General features: G+C 68.6%; 2 protein-coding genes. Both read right to left on the bottom strand.

What is annotated here, in order from left to right:
* The coding region (locus tag UK12_RS32615; RefSeq protein ID WP_045306826.1) for a cytochrome P450 at positions 1–943 on the bottom strand (943 nt) is incomplete at its 3' end.
* A gap of 50 nt (positions 944–993) precedes the next feature.
* Positions 994–1298: cytochrome P450 (locus tag UK12_RS32610; RefSeq protein ID WP_045306825.1), on the bottom strand; the 305-nt coding region annotated here is incomplete at its 5' end.

The following is a 1298-nucleotide window of genomic DNA, read 5'->3' as shown; positions in this document are numbered from 1 at the left end:
CCCGGATGGTGGTGCCGCCGAGCTCGATGTCCTCCAGTGCGACCCGGGCGGTGCCGGAGTCGGAGATGCTGAAGAAGCGCAGCAGCTCCTCCACCGCGCCCGGCAGCAGCGCCGGGTCGGCCTGGACGGCGGCGAGCTGCTCCGGGTGCTCCAGCAGGCCCAGGACGCCGAGCGAGATCATGTTGGCGGTGGTCTCGTGGCCGCCGACGAGCATCAGCCGGGCCATGGTCACGATGTCGGTGTGGTCGGCGATCGGCTCCGCGCGGTTCTTCTCGATGAACCGGCTGATCAGGTCGTCGCCCGGCTCGTTCTCCTTGGCGGTGATCAGCTTGTCCAGGTAGGTGTCCAGGCCGACGACGGCCGCCCCGTACTCCTCCGGGCTGATGTCGTGGTTCATCATCAGCGCCGACCACTCCTCGAACTGCGCGTGGTCCTCGTAGGGCACGCCGAGCAGTTCGCAGATCACCAGCGAGGGCACCGGCAGCGCGAGCGCGGTCACCAGGTCCACCGGGCCGCCCTTGGCGAGCATCGCGTCGATCCGGGCGTCCACGATCTCCTGGATCCGGGGCCGGATCGCGCGCATCCGCCGGGCGGTGAACTCGGGGATCAGCATGCGGCGTTGCGCGGTGTGGTCCGGCGGGTCCATCGAGAGCAGCATGAGGCGGACCTCTTGCAGCATCTCCTCGGGGATGTGGAACTGGTGCGGGTAGCCGGGCAGTTTGAGGTTGGAGCTCACCCGGGAGTCGCCGAGGACCGCCCTGACGTGCTCGTACGTGGTGACCAGCCAGGCCGGCCTGCCGTTGACCTTGAGGCTCGCCCGGGAGACCGGCTCGCTCTCGCGGAGCTTGGCGTACTCCGCGGGCGGGCTGAACGGACAGGTGCGGGTCATCGGGAAGGTCGGGAGCTGCGCCGCCGGGTGGTCCTGATCGGCAGTCTGGGTCATGGTGCCCTCTCGAACTGGGACTCGGGGTCGAATGGTGGGGCGTGCCTCGGTCACCAGGTGACGGGCAGTTCGTAGATGCCGTAGACGATGGCGTCGTCCTTGAACTTCAACTCGCTGAGCGGGGCGGCGAGTTTGAGATCGGGGATGCGCTTGATGAGGGTGCCGTAGACGATTTCGAGTTCGATCCGGGCGAGGTTCTGGCCGATGCACTGGTGGATGCCGTAGCCGAAGGCGAGGTGGCTGCGGGCCTCGCGGTGGATGTCGAGGGTGTCGGCGTCGGGGAAGACGCTCTCGTCGTGGTTGGCGGAGTTGTTGAGCGGGAGGATGCCCTCGCCGGCCCGGATGGTGGTGCCGC

The organism is Saccharothrix sp. ST-888 (assembly GCF_000955975.1).
Taxonomy (GTDB): Bacteria; Actinomycetota; Actinomycetes; order Streptomycetales; family Streptomycetaceae; genus Kitasatospora.
The sequence above is the reverse complement of the archived record's forward strand: the minus strand, read 5'-3'. Positions and strand labels throughout refer to the sequence as shown.